This window comes from Rhodococcus sp. 06-156-4 (assembly GCF_002259345.1).
Lineage (GTDB): Bacteria > Actinomycetota > Actinomycetes > Mycobacteriales > Mycobacteriaceae > Rhodococcoides > Rhodococcoides fascians_E.
Window position 1 is genome coordinate 622,650 of sequence record NZ_NPGB01000018.1, and the last position, 14,592, is coordinate 637,241.

A 14,592-nucleotide genomic window follows, 5' to 3' on the forward strand; every position below is an offset into this window, starting at 1 on the left:
CACCGCCGATGGGCAACCCGTCTCGAAATGTGGGATGAAAAGCCCAACTGCAGCATCTGAAACGGTGCAGTCCCGAAAATGCCGGAGCTCGTACCCCTCCGATCCGGCTCCGTTTCAGGATTTGTCGAGATACTCCGCTCGGTCCGATCGCCACGCGGACTTCATCATCGACGCGATCCCGGGATGGCGTTCCAGGTCGGGATCGCCGTCGAAGATGGTGCGCGCGCAGGAGTGCGCGTCGTCGATGACGTCCTCGTCCTCGATCAGTGACAGCAAGCGCATGCTGCTGACGGTTCCGGACTGTGCCGCACCCAGGACGTCGCCTTCCTTACGAGTTGCGAGGTCGAGATTGGCCAGTTCGAATCCGTCGTTGGTCGAGGCCACGGATTGAAGACGGGAGAAGGACTGCCCGTGCGGACTGAGCTGGCTGATCATGATGCACAGACCTTGGTGGCCGCCACGCCCGATTCGGCCGCGGAGCTGATGCAACTGGCTGATCCCGAAACGGTCCGCGTCCTCGATGACCATGACCGTCGCGTTGGGGACGTCGACGCCGACTTCGACGACCGTGGTGCACACGAGAACGTCGATCTCGCCTGCATTGAATGCGGACATGGCTGCGTCCTTGTCGTCCGGGTGCATACGCCCGTGCAGAAGGCCTACTCGGAGATCGGCCAGGGGCCCGGTGCTCAGCAGCTCGTACATCTGAAGCGCCGACTTGGTCTCCGGGAGGTTCGGACCGTCCGTCATCGCGCTCCTGGTCCGTCTCTTCTCCAGCTGCTTTTCCTCGTCGTCGCCGATTCGCGAGCACACGACGTAGGCCTGCCTGCCCTGGGCGACCTCCTCACCGATGCGTTGCCATGCCCGATCGACCCACGCAGGTTTCTCTGCGGAGGAGACGACACTGCTGACGATGGGGGAACGTCCGCGCGGCAATTCGTCGAGGATCGAGGTCTCCAGGTCGCCGAGGGACGCGAGCGCGATGGTGCGCGGAATCGGCGTCGCCGTCATGACGAGCAGATGCGGACTGATGCCGTCCTTCGCCTTACCGCGCAGCGCGTCGCGTTGCTCGACGCCGAAGCGGTGCTGCTCGTCGACGACGACCATGCCGAGATCCATGAACGACACCCGGTCCTGGATCAAGGCGTGGGTTCCGATGACGATGCCCGCGTCACCGGTCACGACGTCGAGCAGCGCCTTCTTCTTCGCCGCCGTTCCCATCGACCCGGTCAGCAACGTGACCCGGGTGGCGAGGTCGTCCGCACCCAGTTCACCGGCGCCCGCGAGGGTGCCGAGCATCGAGGTGATCGAGCGCGCGTGCTGAGACGCGAGAACTTCGGTCGGAGCCAGCAGTGCGCACTGATGGCCTGCGTCGACCACCTGCAACATCGCCCGCAACGCGACGATCGTCTTTCCCGAGCCGACTTCACCTTGCAGCAGCCGCGACATGGGGTGCCCACCGGACAGGTCGGCGGAGATCTCGCCGGCGACCTTGCGTTGACCCTCGGTGAGGGTGAAGGGCAGCCGACGCTCGAACTCGGCTGCGATCCCGTCCTCGCGTGCGACACATACCGGGGCGGTCCGGGTCGACACGTCGCGCCGCCTGGCGGCGAGTACCAATTGCACCGCCAGTGCTTCGTCGAACTTGAGGCGATCCCTGGCGTGCTTCTTCTCTTCGACCGAATCCGGAAAGTGAATCCAACGGAGCGCGGTGTCCAGGGAGACCAGACCTCGCTCGGCCAGCACGACGTCGGGAACCGGGTCCTCGACCGGGGCAAGTCTGTCGAGAACCCACCGGACGCCCCGCATGAACGTCCAACTCTCGACGTCCTTGGATGCCGCGTACAGCGGTACGAAACTGCGCTCGAAGATCGTCATGTCGACACTGCCGGAGTCGTCGACGGCGCCCCGCGCCACGCCTGCCAGCGCGCCGCCGCCGACGATGCGACCGGAGGGAACGACGGCTCCGTCCTCGTCGTCACCGCCGAGGATCACGTAACCGGGGTGCGTGAGGTTCCACTTGCGGCCGAAATACTTGACCTTTCCCGAGAACATGCCTTTTTTGCCGGGCAGCAGCACGTGCTTCAGCTTGTGCGGGCTGAAGAACGTCGCGTCGATGACCTGCCCTTCGGCGGCCAAGGACACCGCGAGGAATTGGCCTCTTCTCGCTTTCATGTCCTTCAGAACCGCGGAGGTGATGGTCGCGACGATGGTGATGTGCTCACCCTCGGGCGGCTCCTTCTCGGTGAGCTCGGCGCCCTGGGTCATGTACCGGATCGGGTAGTACCTCAGCAGATCTTCGACGGTGTGCAGGTCGAAGTGCTGGGCGAAAGGTTCGGCGACCTTCGTGCCGAGGACCGCGTCGAGGCGATCTGCCATGTCCACCATCGTCGTTACCTACCCGACCCTCTCTCGTTCACTCCACGCCCAACTGGACCACGTCGCCGGGTTGCCCTCCCGTGTAGAGCATCACCTCGACCCCGGGGTGCCGATCCGCGACATGGCGAGCGAGCACATCCACGACGTCGTGTTCTTCGTCGCCGGTGCCGGGCGCACCGCGCAGCATCGTCACCATCTCACCTCCCACCGACAGAAGTTGGTCCAGCAGTACTCGTCCGGCAGAGATCACATCTGCGCCGATCACGACGACGTCGTGTCCGACCAGACCGAGGCCGTCACCGGGCTCGCACGTCCCCACCCAGGTCAGAGACCGTTCTTCGGCAATCCTGAGCGAAGCCCACCGAGTGCCCGCTGCAGCCTCGGACATCGCGTAGGCATCGTCGACGGCCGCGCGGGCTGGATTGTGCACGGCGAGCGCGGCCAACCCCTGCACCATCGACGACGACGGCAGCATCAGGACCTCCTTCCCTGCCGTGCGGGATGCGATGGACACCGACACCAGTTCCTGGGCGGACAACGCGCCGTTCGGCAGAACCAGCACCTCGGTGTGCGGGGCTCCGACGATTGCGGCACACAGTTCCGCCGGACCCACCTCGGCGGTGTCGCAGCGCAGTACCGCGGCTCCTTCGACGCTGTACAACTCTTCCGCTCCGTCGCCTGCGACGACCGCGAGAATGTCGCGTCCGCGGACGCCTCCCGGGTGGTCACCGTCGGTTCCGTGGCTGTCGGCGTGGGAACCCCCTGCGTCGAGTACCTCGATTCGAACGTTCTGCAGTTGCCCGAACTGCAGTCCTGCCTCGACTGCGAGGCCTGCATTCGCCGTGTGCACGTGCGCGGTCCACGATCCCGCGCCGTCGCCTGCGACCACGACCGAATCGCCGAGTTCGCCGAGGGCGGTGCGCAATCTCGGCACATCGTGATCGTCCATACCGCGGATGGAATAGAGCACTTCGAAACCCAGGGCGGGCCGTGCGAGGCGATGTACGGGGACGACCGTGGCGTCGACAGCAGGTCGCACGGTTCCGAGCTCGGTTCGGTGGTATCGCCGACGCGTCACCTCGGTGCCGGTCACGATCGACGCGAGCGCGTCGAGCATCACGACGAGACCGAGTGCACCCGCGTCGACGACTCCGGCGACGTCCAGGGCAGGTAGTTGGGTGCGGGTTGCCTCCAGAGCCGACGCCGCGGCCTCCGATGCGCTCGACGCGACCGCCTCCAAGTCGCCGGGCGGGCGGGACTGCGCTGCCGTCGACGCAGCCGCGAGGACGGTCACGATGGTGCCTTCCATCGGAACGCTCACCGCTTCGAGAACCAGGTCTCCCGCACGGGCCAACGCAGCCTGCACTCCTGCGCCGTCGAGGGCACCTGCGGCGCACTGCTCGGCGACCGCCCTCAGCACCTGGGACACGATGACACCGGAGTTTCCGCGCGCCCCGGACACGGCTCCGCGGGCGAGAGCCGCGGCCGCCTCGGACAGCGTGGCGTCGGCTCCGACGGTGCGCATGCACTCGACGGCCGAGCGGACGGTGAAGACCAGGTTGGTCCCGGTGTCCGAATCGGGGATCGGGAAGACGTTGAGTTCGTTCATCTCGTCACATCGATCGCTCAGTCCGTCGACGCACCGATAGGCCCACTGCTTGATCAGGTCGACGGTGAGCTCGGTGTGCGGTCGACGAATCCGGCCGCCGGACTGCTCACCCATCTGCGCCGCTCCCCCGATTTCGCCTGCTTCGTCCCGAGCAACAGTAGACTCGAAGTACCCGCGAGTGCCGGTCAGGCACCGACGGTGGGCTGGCGGTTTGGTTAATCTGCACCGCGCCGCTATTCTTGCAGGGTTGCCCGATGAGGAGCGGCGTGTTCTTGCACGTCGAGGTTCGTCGGGCGTACGTCCCACTGTTAACGATCAATCATCTATCAAGGAGTTCGCGACTATGGCTGCCGTCTGCGACGTATGCGCCAAAGGGCCCGGCTTCGGTAAGTCGGTCTCGCACTCGCACCGACGGACCAACCGTCGTTGGAACCCGAACATCCAGACCGTTCACGCCCAGGTTGCCCCCGGTAACTCGAAGCGTATGAACGTCTGCACCTCGTGCCTGAAGGCCGGCAAGGTGGTTCGCGGCTGATTTCAGCCCCCGAGCAACGAGAGAGCCCCCGCCACCGAAATCGGTGGTGGGGGCTTTCTCGTGCGGTGAGAACTTGCGCCGAGAACGTGCACCGAGAGGACGTGGACCAACAAGTGCGGATCCACCCACCGCGATGTATGTGGACGAGCACGGCCGCGTTACAGTGCGAAGCGTGATCGAAACCGAAAGTACCGGCCACGTGGAACTACTCGACGGTGTACTGCACATCACCGTGGCGACAGACGCTGCAGGTACCTCGCTGGACGGCAACGCCATGGTTGCCGGTGCGGACGCACTGCATGCTCTCAACTCCCGTGAGCTTGCTGCGGGAAGCGTCCTTCTCGTCGGCTCCGGGAAGAATTTCTGCGCGGGTGGAAACGTCCGTGCTTTCGCTTCCGCGCCCGAACGCGGCGCGTACGTGCGCACCGTCGCCGACGCGTTCCACCGCTTCGTGCTCGAGCTCGCCGCTGCCACCGTGCCAGTCGTGGCCGGAGTCCAAGGCTGGGCAGCAGGCGCGGGTATGAGTCTGGTGTGTCACGCCGACGTGGCCATCGGCGGCCGCGCCACCAAACTTCGTCCCGCCTACCCCGGCATCGGGTTCACTCCCGACGGCGGACTGACGTGGACACTTCCTCGCATCGTCGGCCCGGCACGAGCACGCGACATTCTGCTGAACGATTCGATCCTGAACGGAGAGGAGGCAGTTCGCCTCGGCATCCTCAGCAGGCTCGTGGGTGACGACATCATCGGAAGCGAAGCCGAACGTCTTGCACGAACCCTCGCGGCCGGGCCGACCCAGGCGTTCCGCGGAACCAAGGCATTGCTTCAGAACTCGGAAACCAACACTCTCGCAGAGCAACTGGAAGCCGAAGCCGCATCGATCTCGGCTGCTGCCGACGGACCGACGGGACGAGAAGGAGTGGACGCGTTCGTGGAGAAGCGCCGCCCCGACTTCAGCTGAGGCAGAGCACCGTCACGGCAGCGCCCAGTCGATCGGCTCGTGTCCGGCTGCGTCGAGTATGTCGTTCACTCGGCTGAACGGCTTCGAGCCGAAGAAACCGCGGGAAGCGGACAGCGGAGACGGATGCACCGATTCGACGACGGGTGTGCGGCCGAGCATCGGCTTCAACGTAGCCGCATCTCGGCCCCACAGGACTGCGACCAGTCCGGCCGAGTCCTTCTTCTCCTCCCGTTCCACCAGCGCTCGTATTGCCTGCTCCGTCACAGGTTCCCAGCCCTTGCGGCGATGCGACGCCGCGGCACCCGGCTCGACCGTGAGCACACGGTTGAGCAACAACACTCCCTGATCTGCCCAGGGGGACAGATCACCACTGGTGGGAGTCGGCAGACCCAGATCTTCCGAGTACTCCTTGAAGATGTTGGCGAGACTTCGCGGTACCGGCCGAACATCCGGCGCCACCGAGAAGCTGAGCCCGACGGCATGTCCGGGCGTCGGGTACGGATCCTGGCCGACGATCAACACTCGAACGTGGTCGAAGGGTCGAGTGAAGGCCCGTAGAACGTTCTCACCGGACGGCAAGTACGAACGGCCGGCGTCCATTTCGTCTCGGAGCCACTGTCCCATGCGGGCGATGTCGTCCCGCACCGGATCGAGCGCTGCGGCCCATCCGGGGTCGACGAGGTCCTCGAGTGGCCGTGCTGTCATCGACATCTCCTGTTCTCGTGTGTCCCGCTGTGTCCTCCGTCGACGGGGGTCAGGCACCGAAGCTCGACCACCCGGCGGTGCCGGCGAACGGTACCCCGTCGACGGTGACGCGCTGAGTGGCCGAGCCGTCGGACCGTGCTGCACCGACGCGGCCGATCACCGTCCAGCCCGCCGGCACGGTAGCGGCGTCGGAGAACGTGGCCGCGAACGCGTGATCCTCACCGCCGCCGAGCACCCACGCCAATGCCGACGCTCCCAGTTCTTGTGCGGCGGAACGAAGATCGGCGCCGATGTCGAACGCGTGCGCATCCAGATCCATGGTGACCGACGACGCCACGGCGACATGCCCGAGGTCCGCGACGAGTCCGTCGGAGATGTCGGTGAGCGACGTGGCGCCGGCGAGTGCGGCCGTCCGACCCTGCTCGTAGTCGGGACTCGGCACCCGGTGTGACGACACGAGACCGTCGTGCCCCGATATCCCGGCGCGGATCACGTCCAGTCCGGCTGCCGACCGACCGAGATCGCCGACGACGGCGACGACGTCGCCGACGGATGCGCCGGACCGCAGCACAGCCGACCGACCTTCCAGATCTCCGAGCGCCGTGATGGATATCACCACATCGTTCGTTCGCACGAGATCGCCACCGATGATCGATGCACCCGCGCGCTGCGCCTCGCCCCACAAGCCACGGTAGAGGCCGTCCAACACAGCCACATCGGTGTCGGACGGGCATCCGAGGGCAACGAGAAAGCCTGTGCATCGTGCGCCCATCGCTGCGATGTCGGCAGCATTCTGGGCGATGGCCTTACGTCCGACGTGCTCCGGCGAGGACCAGTCGAGCCGAAAGTGCCTGCCCTCGACCAACATGTCCGTCGCCGCGACGACTCGGCCGTCGCTCGCGGTGACGATAGCGGCATCGTCGCCCGGTCCGAGGACGGTGTATGAGGACTGCGTCCACCCGGAGGTGATGCGGTCGATGACGCCGAATTCGCCGACGTCGGCAACAGTCGAACCGGGAGCGCCGGGTTCGGTACGGGATCCGATCGTCTTCCTCTTTTCCGTCTGCGCGGAGCACGGTTCGACACTGCGGTACCTTCTTACCGACCGGTGAGCGTCCAGAACAGGACGACATGCTCCGGCCGGACAGCACGCAATGTGATTCAACCGACCTTACCTTCGGGTGCGGCGGGGACGAAAGGAAAGGGCCGACCATGGTGCACGCCTTCATCCTGGTACAGACCGAAGTGGGACGTTCGGCTCTTGTGGCGGCTGCGCTTCGCGACGTCCGCGGGGTCGAGTCCGCGGAGGCCGTTCTCGGCCCGTACGACGTCGTGGTCCGTGTCGCAGCCGAGAACGACAGCACACTCGCAGTCGTCGTCGGCGAGATCCAGAAGGCCGACGCGATCACGCGGACGCTGACCTGCCAGATCGCGGACACCCCCGCCTGAGCGCGGGCACCGCCAGGAAGTCACACTCGAAACGATGACCAGCGAACCGAATTCGATCGAACCCGCTTCCACGGACACCGATACGCCCGAGCAGCGACGCCACCCGGCGGTGATCGCGACCGCCGTCGCGCTACCGGTCGCGCTGCTGATCGGCGTGATAGTCGCGGCCGTGACCGTCTCCGGCTCGTCGACTCGTCCGCCGGAAGCATTGGGGCCGGTCGACGCCCCGTCCGCCGAGAGCGCCGACTGCACCGCGGTGCTCGATGCTCTCCCCGATTCGCTGGGCGATTACGCCCGCGCCGAGCTGGTCGATCCGGCACCGGTCGGCGCCAGGGCATGGGCACCGGACGACGACGTGTCCGAGCCGATCGTGTTGCGCTGCGGACTCCCCCGCCCGCTCGGGTTCGACGTCGCGTCGTCGTTGCAGGTGATCAACGGGGTGCAGTGGTTCGAGGTCTCCGGCGCGGACTCCGGTCTCGATGCGAGCACCTGGTACACCGTCGACCGTCCGGTGTACGTGGCGCTGACGGTTCCCGGCGGCTCCGGACCGACGCCGCTCCAGGACGCGTCGGACGCGATTTCCTCGGCCTTGCCCCAAACGCCGCTGGACCCGGCGCCCCTCGAGTGACGCGTCGGATCTCGATCGTCAGCGCAGGCCCGTTCCTCGGGCCTGCGCGGTCTCGATGAGGGTGTCGATCAACGCCGTGTAGTCCAGCCCGGTGGCGCCCCACATCTTGGGGAACATCGATATCGACGTGAATCCGGGCATGGTGTTGATCTCGTTGATGACCGGTCCGTCGTCGGTGACGAAGAGGTCGACGCGCGCGAGTCCTTGGCAGTCGAGCGCACGGAACGAATCCACGGCGATCCGGCGGATCTCGTTACTCGTCTCCTCGGAAAGCACTGCGGGGACGTCGAATTCGCACACATCGTCGAGGTACTTGCTGTCGAAGTCGTAGAACGAGTGATCGTCGGCCGGTGCGTCCGGCAACCGGATCTCGGCGACCACACTCGCGCGCACAGTGCCGTCGGGGAATTCGAGAACTCCACATTCGACCTCGCGACCGGTGATGGCGCCTTCCACGATCACCTTCGGGTCGTGGGAGCGGGCGTGAGCGATCGCGTCGGCGAGTTGATCCCAAGAGGTGATCCGCGTGATGCCGATCGACGAGCCTCCGCGGGCGGGCTTCACGAACGCAGGCAACCCGATGTAGTCGCGCTGCTCGGGAGTCGCGGTGTCGTCGCCGCGCCGCAGCACGATCTGCCGTCCGACGGGCAATCCGTCGGCCGCCAGTAGTTTCTTGGTGAATTCCTTGTCCATTCCGGCCGCACTCGCGAGCACGCCCGGGCCGACGTAGGGAACTCCGGCGAGTTCGAGGAGGCCCTGGATGGTGCCGTCCTCGCCGTAGGCGCCGTGGAGAAGTGGGAACACCACGTCGACCGACGACAGCACGGCTCCGGCGTCGTCGGCGTCGAGGGAGAGCAGGTCGCCCGCGCGCGACGGGTCCGTCGACAGAGTGAGCGCGCGGGAATTCCGGTCCACGCTCGGCAGAACCCGGCCGTGAATGGCCAGTTCTTCGAGGTCGGACGGACCGAGAACCCAGGCGCCCTCCGACGTGATCCCGACGGGCACCACGTCGTAGCGCTCCCGATCGATGTGCCGGAGGACACTTCCTGCGGAGACGCAGGACACCGCGTGCTCGTTGCTTCGTCCGCCGAACACCACGGCGACTCTGGTACGCGTTTGACTCACGGTCATCCACCGTACCGTCCGCGCATTTCAGTGCGTGGACCCTCACATGCTTTGCGCGCTATTCGGGCTTGATACGACGTCCGAGCAGATGACCGACGGCGTCGGGAACGGACAGTCCCGCATGGCAGACGCGGTGAACGGCATCGGTCAGCGGCATCTCGACGTCGTAGCTCTCGGCGAGGGCGCGCACCGACGTACACGATTTCACGCCCTCGGCTACCTGACCGTGTGCCGCCTCCTGAGCACTCTCCATCGACCCGCCCGCACCGAGCCGCTCACCGAAGGTGCGGTTCCGCGACAGAGTCGACGAGCACGTCGCGACGAGATCGCCGACGCCCGCGAGCCCGGCGAGGGTTGCGGGTTTCGCGCCCAGCGCGGTTCCGAGTCTGATGATCTCCGCAAGGCCCCTCGTCATGATCGACGCGAGCGTGTTCTCGCCGTACCCGACTCCGCTGGCCATGCCACAGGCGAGTGCGATGACGTTCTTGCATGCCCCACCGATTTCGCATCCGATCACGTCGGTATTGGTGTAAGGGCGGAAATAACCTGTGGCACATGCCTTCTGAACTTCGAGGGCGCGGCGCGAATCGGAGCATGCGATGACGGTTGCCGCGGGTTGACCCTCCGCGATGGGGCGCGCGAGGTTCGGCCCGGACAGCGATGCGATACGGCTCGGATCCGCTCCCGTGACCTGAGCGATGACCTGGCTCATCCGCAGGAGAGTGCCGGTCTCGATCCCCTTGGCCAACGAGAGCAACGTGGCCTGCGCGGGTATCGCGTCCGTCCAGTCCTGGAGATTGGCGCGCAACGACTGCGACGGAACTGCGAGAACGACGATGTCGGCGCCGTCGAGTGCACGCGCGGGATCACTGGTGGCAGTGATGTTCTCGGGAAGCCTGATGTCGGGGAGGTAGTCGGAGTTGACGTGTTCGGACGCGATCGTGTCCGCGAGTTCGGACCGCCTCGCCCACATCGTCACGTCGGTTCCGGCGTCCGCCAGCACCTTCGCGTATGCGGTCCCCCAAGACCCTGAACCGAGTACCGCTGCTCTCGTCATCGCTGGCCACCTTCTTGATCCGTTTCGGAACGTCTCGATCACACTCGTGCGGCCCGCGCGCGCCGCCGCCTCACACTAACGTCCGGTCGTTGCCCGCGTAGTTCGATCGCGCCGGAGAGGTCGAACGGCCTCGCTGCCGGTGACGCTGGCAGGATCGAGGTCATGAGTAGCGCGCACGTGGTGATTGCAGTCAAGGATCTGGCCGCAGCCAAGACCCGCTTGGCCGATGCATTCGCCGACGCCGACCGCGCCCGTCTGGTCGTTGCGATGTTTCGAGACACCGTCGTCGCAGCCCGGGCAGTCGATCAGGTCGCTGCCGTCACCGTGGTCACTCCCGATCCATCCATCGCCGACGCCGCCCGGAGTCTCGGCGCACGGGTCGTCGGTGAACCGTGCGATCAGGATCCGCTCGATTCGGTGGCACGACTCAACTCCGCGTTCGAGGCAGCCGCTTCCCTGGTGCGTCAGGAGGGGAAGGACGACATCATCGCGCTGCAGGCCGATCTGCCTGCCTTGCGCACGTCCGAACTCGCCGAGGCGTACATGATGTCCTCGGGTCATTCCCGGTCGGTGGTCAGCGACCACCACGGCACGGGAACCGCCGCGTTGATCGTCGACGGTGCCGCGACCGATTTCAGTCCGCTCTTCGGCCCGGCGTCCGCGAAGCGACATCTGGAATCGGGTGCTTTCGATCTGACCGGGGTGTGGCCGGGGCTTCGACTCGATGTCGACACGATCGACGACGTCCGGGCCGCGCACCGACTCGGTGTCGGTCCTGCGACCGGTGAGGTACTGCGTTCGCTCGGCTGGAACTAGATTCGTCGGCCGCTCGTTCCTTCCACGAGATTCGCCGATCCGAGTTTCACCCGACACCGCAATAGGGGATGATCGAGCCGTGAGCAACAGCGAAACCGAGACCGACGCAGCCTCCCCGTCAGGGCAACCATCCGGTACCGAGGAGCGCCCGGTGGTTCCACCGCCGGCGACCTCGCCCTCGGGCAGCCCGGCGGCGTTGCCCGCAGCCACCGAGCCGCATGCCCCGAACGCCAAGGATTCGCTTCCCGAGAACCGTTACCTGAACCGCGAATTGAGTTGGCTGGACTTCAATTCGCGTGTTCTCGCTCTCGCCGAGGATTCGTCGCTCCCGTTGCTGGAACGCGCGAAGTTCCTGGCGATCTTCGCATCGAATCTGGACGAGTTCTACATGGTTCGTGTTGCGGGGCTCAAGCGTCGCGACGAGACGGGCTTGTCCGTCCGTTCCGCCGACGGCCTCACTCCTCGCGAGCAACTGGCTCTCATCGGCGAACGCACTCAGGAGTTGGCGCGCCGACACGCGCGTGTCCTTCTCGATTCGATCCTGCCGGAGCTCACATCGGTGGGGATCGAGATCATCCGCTGGTCCGACCTCGACGCGGACGAGCGTGAACGCCTGTCCACATACTTCCACGAGCAGGTCTTCCCCGTCCTCACACCGCTGGCCGTCGACCCGGCGCACCCGTTCCCCTACATCAGCGGGCTGAGTCTCAATCTGGCTGTCACGGTGAAGGATTACGCAACGTCGGGTGAACACTTCGCGCGCGTCAAGGTCCCCGACAACGTGGACCGCTTCGTTCGCGTCCGACGCGGTGACGGCGGCCAGAGCGTGGACGCCTTCCTGTCCATGGAAGAGGTCATCTCCGCTCACCTCGACGTTCTCTTCCCGGGCATGGACGTGGTGGAGAGTCACGCGTTCCGCATCACGCGCAACGCGGATTTCGAGGTCGAGGAAGATCGCGACGAGGATCTGCTCCAAGCATTGGAACGCGAGCTGGCTCGTCGTCGGTTCGGCTCACCGGTGCGCCTCGAGATCGCCGACGACATGACCGAGCACATGCTCGAACTCCTGCTGCGTGAACTCGACGTCGACCCCGGCGACGTGATTCAGGTGCCGGGCCTGCTCGACCTGTCCTGCCTGTGGCAGGTGTACGGCGTGGATCGGCCCAACCTGAAGGACGCACCGTTCGTTCCGGCGACGCACCCCGCCTTCGGCGAGCGCGAGACTCCGAAGAGCGTGTTCTCCACGCTGCGCGACGGCGACGTGCTGGTGCATCACCCGTACGATTCGTTCTCCACGAGCGTTCAGCGCTTCATCGAGCAGGCCGCGGCCGACCCTCAGGTCCTGGCGATCAAGCAGACTCTGTATCGCACGTCCGGTGATTCACCGATCGTCAACGCTCTGGTCGACGCCGCGGGTGCGGGCAAGCAGGTCGTCGCGCTGGTGGAGATCAAGGCCCGATTCGACGAGCAGGCGAACATCGAATGGGCACGCAAGCTCGAGAAAGCGGGCGTCCATGTCGTCTACGGTCTCGTCGGCCTGAAGACACACTGCAAGACGTGCCTCGTGGTGCGGCGCGAAGGCTCGGTCATTCGTCGCTACTGCCACATCGGAACCGGAAACTACAATCCGAAGACTGCCCGGATCTACGAGGACGTCGGCTTGTTGACCTCCTCCCCGGAGATCGGCGCCGACCTGACGGATCTGTTCAATTCGTTGACCGGCTACTCACGGAAGACCAGTTACCGCAACCTTCTCGTCGCACCGTACGGGGTTCGCCGTGGAATCATCGAGCGAATCGAAGCGGAGGTGGAGCACCACCGCAACGGACGTGACTCCGGAATCAGGCTGAAGGCCAACGCCTTGGTCGACGAGCAGGTGATCGACGCGTTGTATCGAGCATCGGCGGCCGGTGTCCCCGTGCACGTCGTCGTCCGAGGGATCTGCGCGTTGAAGCCGGGAGTACCGGGGCTCAGCGAGAACATCGAGGTCCGTTCCATTCTCGGTCGATTCCTCGAACACTCGCGTGTCCTGCATTTCCGGGGTTCCGACGAATTCTGGATCGGCAGTGCGGACATGATGCACCGCAATCTCGATCGACGGGTGGAAGTGATGGCTCAGGTGAAGGATCCACGCCTCACCGCTCAGCTGAACGAGATCTTCGAATCCGCTCTCGACCCGACGACACGATGCTGGATCCTCCGCCCCGACGGCGGATGGGCAGCGTCACCGGCACAGGGCGAGACCGTCCGCGAGCACCAGGTGGAATCCATGCGACGCCGGCGGAATCAAGGCTCCTGATGTCGGGTTCCGACAACTCGTTGCGCGCCAACATCTTCGCTGCGGGCGCGGTTCTGTGGCGTCACACACCCAACCGCGCCGGCGAGATCTCCGTCGCACTGGTCCACCGTCCCAAGTACGACGACTGGTCGTTCCCCAAGGGCAAGCTCGACCCGGGTGAGACGACGGTCGGCGCGGCGGTGCGAGAAGTGGCGGAGGAGACCGGATTCGACGTACGCCTCGGTCGCTACCTCTCGAAGGTCACCTACCCGATTCCCGGTCACCGCAAGTTGAAGAAGGTGGACTACTGGGCGGCCGAGGCCATCGGAGGCGAGTTCGAACCGAACTCCGAGGTCGACGAACTTCGCTGGGTCACCCCGTCCGACGCGGCGGACCAGTTGTCGTATCCGATGGATCACAAGATCCTTCGTCGTTTCCTCAAGCAGCCGGCGGACACCGACACCGTGCTGCTGGTTCGTCATGCCAAGGCCGGTCGACGATCACGATATCGAGGAGACGATGCACTTCGCCCGCTCGATGCCGTCGGAGAGACACAGGCTGCGGCGCTCGTGCCGTTGTTGTCCGCGTTCGGAGCCGACAAGTTCCACGCGGCGAATCGTCGGCGCTGTGTATCGACGATTCAAGCCTCGGCGGACGAGAAGGGAGAGCAGATAACCCTCGAACCGCTGCTGTCCGAGGAGGGCTACTGGGCCGAGTTGCACGATGCTCGTCGCCGCGCGGTCGCCATCTCCGCTCTCGGTGGCGTCCGCACCATCTGCAGCCAAGGGAAAGTCATCCCGGATCTGCTGCAGTGGTGGGCGGACAGGGACGGTGTCGCACTACCGCCCAACCGTAATCGCAAGGGCAGTGTGTGGGTTCTGTCGTTCCACGACGGCACGATGATCGCCGCGGATCACCTTGCGAGTCCGCTGCCGGTCATTCCCGCGGACGGTTGATGTTCGCCGACGGTTGATGTTCGCCGACGGTCGACAGAGTGCACGACGAGGGCCCCGGACGTGTCGTACGTCCGGGGCCCTCACCGATCCGCGA

At 65.7% G+C, this 14,592-nt stretch carries 13 protein-coding genes; 7 read left to right on the forward strand and 6 right to left on the reverse strand.

All coding sequences use genetic code 11. The features are described 5' to 3' along the window. Nucleotides 1–114 precede the first annotated feature (114 nt). Nucleotides 115–2,388, reverse strand: coding sequence for an ATP-dependent DNA helicase RecG (gene recG / locus CH290_RS13695; RefSeq protein ID WP_033189932.1), 2,274 nt, complete (start codon nucleotides 2,386–2,388; stop codon nucleotides 115–117). A 28-nt stretch (nucleotides 2,389–2,416) separates the two neighbouring features. Next, a complete protein-coding gene (locus CH290_RS13700; RefSeq protein ID WP_033189933.1) occupies nucleotides 2,417–4,102 on the reverse strand; it encodes a DAK2 domain-containing protein in 1,686 nt (561 codons plus the stop codon). 229 nt (nucleotides 4,103–4,331) lie between these two features. Between CH290_RS13700 and rpmB the strand changes: the two genes are divergently transcribed. Both rpmB and CH290_RS13710 read left to right on the forward strand, forming a co-directional pair. Next, nucleotides 4,332–4,523 (forward strand): 50S ribosomal protein L28, encoded by a 192-nt coding sequence (gene rpmB, locus CH290_RS13705; RefSeq protein ID WP_008717389.1) that lies wholly within the window; start codon nucleotides 4,332–4,334, stop codon nucleotides 4,521–4,523. A gap of 172 nt (nucleotides 4,524–4,695) precedes the next feature. Further along, on the forward strand, nucleotides 4,696–5,484 hold the full coding sequence (locus tag CH290_RS13710) for an enoyl-CoA hydratase-related protein (protein ID WP_371828594.1): 789 nt from the start codon (nucleotides 4,696–4,698) through the stop codon (nucleotides 5,482–5,484). A 12-nt stretch (nucleotides 5,485–5,496) separates the two neighbouring features. Here CH290_RS13710 and CH290_RS13715 read toward each other — a convergent pair whose 3' ends face one another. Together CH290_RS13715 and CH290_RS13720 are read right to left on the reverse strand one after the other, a co-directional pair. Next, complete coding sequence (locus CH290_RS13715; protein WP_026347647.1) at nucleotides 5,497–6,189, reverse strand: uracil-DNA glycosylase; 693 nt, start codon at nucleotides 6,187–6,189, stop codon at nucleotides 5,497–5,499. A gap of 49 nt (nucleotides 6,190–6,238) precedes the next feature. Then, nucleotides 6,239–7,354 (reverse strand): thiamine-phosphate kinase, encoded by a 1,116-nt coding sequence (locus tag CH290_RS13720; RefSeq protein ID WP_033189935.1) that lies wholly within the window; start codon nucleotides 7,352–7,354, stop codon nucleotides 6,239–6,241. A gap of 47 nt (nucleotides 7,355–7,401) precedes the next feature. Here CH290_RS13720 and CH290_RS13725 point away from each other — a divergent pair, with 47 nt between their 5' ends. Together CH290_RS13725 and CH290_RS13730 are read left to right on the forward strand one after the other, a co-directional pair. After that, nucleotides 7,402–7,638, forward strand: a complete 237-nt coding sequence (locus tag CH290_RS13725; protein WP_020110330.1) for an Lrp/AsnC ligand binding domain-containing protein — start codon at nucleotides 7,402–7,404, stop codon at nucleotides 7,636–7,638. Between the two features lie 34 nt (nucleotides 7,639–7,672). Then, nucleotides 7,673–8,266, forward strand: a complete 594-nt coding sequence (locus CH290_RS13730) for a DUF3515 domain-containing protein (RefSeq protein WP_019664290.1) — start codon at nucleotides 7,673–7,675, stop codon at nucleotides 8,264–8,266. Between the two features lie 18 nt (nucleotides 8,267–8,284). Here the strand turns inward: CH290_RS13730 and CH290_RS13735 are convergent, their stop codons facing one another. Then, on the reverse strand, nucleotides 8,285–9,391 hold the full coding sequence (locus tag CH290_RS13735) for a D-alanine--D-alanine ligase family protein (RefSeq protein ID WP_283164032.1): 1,107 nt from the start codon (nucleotides 9,389–9,391) through the stop codon (nucleotides 8,285–8,287). Nucleotides 9,392–9,449: 58 nt separating this feature from the next. Beyond that, nucleotides 9,450–10,448: an NAD(P)H-dependent glycerol-3-phosphate dehydrogenase gene (locus CH290_RS13740; RefSeq protein ID WP_019664292.1), complete on the reverse strand. Its 999-nt coding sequence runs from the start codon at nucleotides 10,446–10,448 to the stop codon at nucleotides 9,450–9,452. A 162-nt stretch (nucleotides 10,449–10,610) separates the two neighbouring features. On the opposite strand from CH290_RS13740, the gene cofC reads away from it, so the two are divergent. The 3 genes from cofC to CH290_RS13755 all read left to right on the forward strand — a co-directional run bounded on the left by cofC (nucleotide 10,611) and on the right by CH290_RS13755 (nucleotide 14,498). Next, nucleotides 10,611–11,264, forward strand: coding sequence for a 2-phospho-L-lactate guanylyltransferase (cofC, locus tag CH290_RS13745; RefSeq protein ID WP_306436863.1), 654 nt, complete (start codon nucleotides 10,611–10,613; stop codon nucleotides 11,262–11,264). Between the two features lie 151 nt (nucleotides 11,265–11,415). Then, nucleotides 11,416–13,563: an RNA degradosome polyphosphate kinase gene (locus CH290_RS13750; RefSeq protein ID WP_371828049.1), complete on the forward strand. Its 2,148-nt coding sequence runs from the start codon at nucleotides 11,416–11,418 to the stop codon at nucleotides 13,561–13,563. After that, nucleotides 13,563–14,498, forward strand: coding sequence for an NUDIX hydrolase (locus CH290_RS13755; RefSeq protein ID WP_020110333.1), 936 nt, complete (start codon nucleotides 13,563–13,565; stop codon nucleotides 14,496–14,498). Before CH290_RS13750 ends, CH290_RS13755 begins: the two co-directional genes overlap by 1 nt. Nucleotides 14,499–14,592: the final 94 nt, after the last annotated feature.